The organism is Nitrosomonas sp. Nm132 (assembly GCF_900100485.1).
Taxonomy (GTDB): Bacteria; Pseudomonadota; Gammaproteobacteria; order Burkholderiales; family Nitrosomonadaceae; genus Nitrosomonas.
On record NZ_FNDH01000087.1, the window covers coordinates 1 to 4027 of the forward strand.

At 37.7% G+C, this 4027-nt stretch carries 4 protein-coding genes; all 4 read left to right on the forward strand.

Annotation, left to right across the window (positions count from 1 at the left end; translation table 11 throughout):
• Window positions 1–648: 648 nt before the first annotated feature.
• The gene (gene pstC, locus BLP80_RS14375; protein ID WP_090544382.1) at window positions 649–1596 is read left to right on the forward strand and encodes a phosphate ABC transporter permease subunit PstC; all 948 of its coding nucleotides are present in this window, start codon (window positions 649–651) and stop codon (window positions 1594–1596) included.
• Between the two features lie 133 nt (window positions 1597–1729).
• Window positions 1730–2656 (forward strand): phosphate ABC transporter permease PstA, encoded by a 927-nt coding sequence (gene pstA, locus BLP80_RS14380; RefSeq protein WP_090544384.1) that lies wholly within the window; start codon window positions 1730–1732, stop codon window positions 2654–2656.
• Complete coding sequence (pstB, locus tag BLP80_RS14385; RefSeq protein WP_090544386.1) at window positions 2650–3459, forward strand: phosphate ABC transporter ATP-binding protein PstB; 810 nt, start codon at window positions 2650–2652, stop codon at window positions 3457–3459. The genes pstA and pstB overlap by 7 nt, the downstream gene beginning before the upstream one ends.
• A gap of 116 nt (window positions 3460–3575) precedes the next feature.
• The coding region (locus BLP80_RS14390; RefSeq protein WP_143002322.1) for a transposase family protein at window positions 3576–4027 on the forward strand (452 nt) is incomplete at its 3' end.

The window sequence follows — 4027 nt, forward strand, 5'->3', positions numbered from 1 at the left end:
GAGGAGGAAGACGCTGAAGATGATGAAAATGGTGAAGAAAGTAAAGCGGAAAACTCTGACGAAGAAGACTCCACTGATGAAGATGTCGATTAATTGAATTTAAGTCAGAGAGAAAGAAATTTTGATCTCATCAATGAATCTCCCCCCTCATGTAGAGAGAGGGGGGAGATTCATCAGACTGGAGAATGTAGCTTGCTCTTCTGTTCACTTGCGGTGAAATATCTTAAATTCTCTACTTGCCAAGTCAGATATGCGGAAGAATAATTGATCTCTAAAAGTGTGATTTTTATGCGCTTCTTATGCGCTTCTAGAGAGTAGTAAGCTATGAGAAGAAGATGGGGTTCGGCATAAATATACTTGAATTTAAGCTGATAAATTGGAAAGCTAATTGGGATTGGTTTGTAGTTAATATTTATATAAACAAATATTTGAATTGATTTAGTGTTGGAAGAAATATCGTTTGATAAAAATGCTACTAGATAATATTTGATAAAGTAAAGTAAAGTAAAGTAATGTAAGAAAGAACTAATTCTAATATTTCTTCAATATCTTATTCTCGTAAGTTGTATGTTATTCGGTATGATACTTTCAATAAAAATGTAATTATTCTACTTTAGAATAATTGAATTCATAATTTAGAAAAATAATATGTATTCAAAAAATGTAAAGAGTACATGTGAGAAGATAAGTAGATCAACTAGCAATCTACAGTATAGCTATAAGCGTCACATAAAAGAGAAAGTTATAGAATTGCTGCTATTTTTAGCAGCTTTTTTTTCGATTCTAATTACTTTCTCTATTGTTTTCATGTTAGTAAAAGAGTCATTTGCATTTTTTCAGCAAGTTTCAATTTGGGAATTTCTTACTGATACACAATGGACTCCGTTATTTAATGATGCGCACTATGGTATTCTTCCATTGATCTCGGGGACATTGGTAAGTTCTACTGTAGCGCTTCTGGTAGCGCTCCCATTAGGTACAACTATAGCTATCTATCTTTCAGAATTTGCATCGTATACAGTACGAGAGATCACAAAGCCATTTCTTGAATTGTTAGGAGGTATACCTACTATTGTTTACGGTTATTTCGCTCTCTTATTCGTTACGCCTTTATTGCAGATCATTTTTCCTGATTTGCCAGGATTTAGTTTGTTGTCTGCGGGGCTAGTAATGGGAATAATGATTATTCCTTATGTAAGTTCAATGACTGAGGATGCTATGCGTTCTGTACCGATGCATTTGCGAGAAGGTTCTTATGCTATGGGGGCCACGAGATTTCAAACCGCTATCAGAGTTGTGATGCCAGCAGCTTTTTCAGGTATTGCAGCTGCTTATATTTTAGGAATCTCTCGCGCAGTAGGAGAGACTATGGTTGTAGCCATAGCTGCTGGTATGCAACCAAATTTGACATGGAATCCAATGGAACAAGCTGCAACAATTACCGCATATATTGTTCAGGTAAGTTTGGGGGATTTGCCGCATGGCAGCATTGGCTATCAAACTATTTTTGCAGCAGGATTAACTTTATTACTGATTACATTGATCTTTAACATACTTGGCCATCTATTACGTAAGCGATATCGTCAAGCATATTAAAAAGATAACATTCAATTTTAAATAGTATCTAGGTAATATTTAAGATATTCCTGGACAAAATAGAATTTGACGCAATTAATTAACGCTTTGTTAAGTATTTTAATAAAAACTTTATTCTAAATAAGCGGCATTTATGAACGAAGAAAAGAAATTAGAAGAGTTACGCGTTGTTATAGCGCGACATAGGCGTTGGGATTTGATTTTTTTAATTGCGGGTGTGCTTGCTTTAATGATTGCTTTACTAACATTTATGGCGTTATTTACACAAATGCTCATAGATGGTATGCCTCGTTTGTCTTGGGACTTTTTTACTTCATTTCCTTCGCGTCGACCAGAATCGGCAGGTATTCTTTCAGCCTGGGTGGGAACTACTCTAGTAATGTTGGTTACAGCAATATCGGCTGTCCCACTTGGGATAGCAGCTGGTGTTTATTTAGAAGAATACGCTCCTAAAAATTTATTCACGGAACTAATTGAAATTAATGTTACCAATCTTGCAGGGGTGCCTTCTATTATTTATGGTTTACTGGCGTTAGGGTTGTTTGTTTATCAATTGGGTCTGGGGCAGAGTATTTTAGCTGCAGGGTTGACTTTAGCTCTATTGATTTTACCTATTGTTATTGTGGCTACTCGTGAGGCGATACGGACTATTCCTATTGTGATTCGTGAGGGCTCTTATGCGCTGGGGGCCACTAAATGGGAGACAGTCGCCGATCATTTATTACCGTATTCTGCTCCAGGTATTTTGACGGGTGTAATAATTGGATTGGCTCGGGCTATTGGTGAAACTGCTCCTATTATCACAATTGGTGCGCTGACTTTTATTGCGTTTCTGCCTCCATCTCCAATAAAAAATGAATTTCCATTTATATCTTTCGAATGGTTGGCGGCACCATTTACAGTGATGCCAATACAGATGTTTAATTGGGTATCACGACCTGAAGAGGAATTTCAGTCTAATGCAGCAGCAGCAGGATTAATACTAGTCGTCATGACACTAGCGATGAATGCATTAGCTATTTATCTACGTTATCGTATGCGTAAAAAAATCAAATGGTAAAAAATAGTTTAGTAGAATCTGAGGCGAGTGGCATTTCCCTTGACCAATATAAATCAATAGTGAAGAATTTGAGTTTTTACTATGGGAACTTTAATGCACTAAAAAATATTGATATGGTCTTGCATGAGAAGCAGGTAACTGCACTAATTGGACCATCAGGTTGTGGTAAATCTACTTTCCTGCGATGCTTTAATCGTATGCATGATCTTTATCCGGGTAATCGCTATGAAGGCGATATAGTTCTCTATCCAGACAATGAGAATATTCTCTCGCCTTATGTGGATCCGATCGAGGTAAGAATGCGTATTAGCATGGTATTTCAAAAACCGAATCCTTTTCCTAAATCGATCTATGAAAATGTCGCCTATGGATTGAGAGTTAGAGGTATTAAAAAACGTGCAATGCTGGATGAAAAGGTGGAAGATGCGTTACGTAACGCAGCATTATGGGGCGAGGTCAAAGATAGGTTGAATGATCTTGCTTTTAATTTATCTGGTGGGCAGCAGCAGAGATTATGTATTGCAAGAGCACTTGCAACTGATCCTGAAATACTATTATTCGATGAGCCTACTTCGGCATTAGATCCAATTGCAACTGCTAGCATCGAAGAATTGATCGCTGATCTTAAAAATAAAGTAACAATCCTTATAGTGACTCATAACATGCAGCAGGCAGCTCGTGTATCGGATTATACTGCTTATATGTATTTGGGGCGGTTAATAGAATTTGATATAACAGACACAATTTTCATTAAACCAAAGAATAAGGAAACAGAAGACTACATTACGGGGCGTTTTGGTTAGACTTTTCAGCCTGGCGCATATAAGTCGGTAGCAAGTTCAGGTTATTTAAATCTTCTGCCAACACTTATTTAAATTTGGCTCTATATGAATTTTAGTGGGTATGTCATTATTCGGTAATGAATAGTGAAACCTTGTTTAGTCTGGCTTTAGGCCTTCAGTCTCCTTGGGAAGTTAAAGAAGTAAAACTTGTTCATGATGAATTAAAGCGAAAAGAATTACATCTACGAATTGGTTTTGCTGTAGGTAGTCGATTTACTGATGAAGCAGGAAATCTTTGCGGTGTTTATGACACGGTGGAACGGACATGGCAACACCTTAACTTCTTTGAGCATACTTGCTATTTGCATTGTGCAGTTCCCCGCATCAAGACTTCGTCAGGCAATGTGATTAATGTAGCGGTACCGTGGGCACGCGCCAATAGTGTTTTCACCTTGCTGTTTGAAGCCTTGGCTTTGGCCATGATTGAACGGGAGATGCCGGTCAATCGTGTCGCTGAGCTAATGCAAGTCAATCCGCAACGCATCTGGACGATATTCAACCATTGGGTAGGTAAAGCGCTACAAGCGGA

What these genes read in the sequence shown, in the direction of transcription:
- pstC (WP_090544382.1), top strand. Translation starts at nt 649, where the DNA reads ATGTATTCAAAAAATGTAAAGAGTACATGTGAGAAGATAAGTAGATCA.
- pstB (WP_090544386.1), top strand. Translation starts at nt 2,650, where the DNA reads ATGGTAAAAAATAGTTTAGTAGAATCTGAGGCGAGTGGCATTTCCCTT.
- pstA (WP_090544384.1), top strand. Translation starts at nt 1,730, where the DNA reads ATGAACGAAGAAAAGAAATTAGAAGAGTTACGCGTTGTTATAGCGCGA.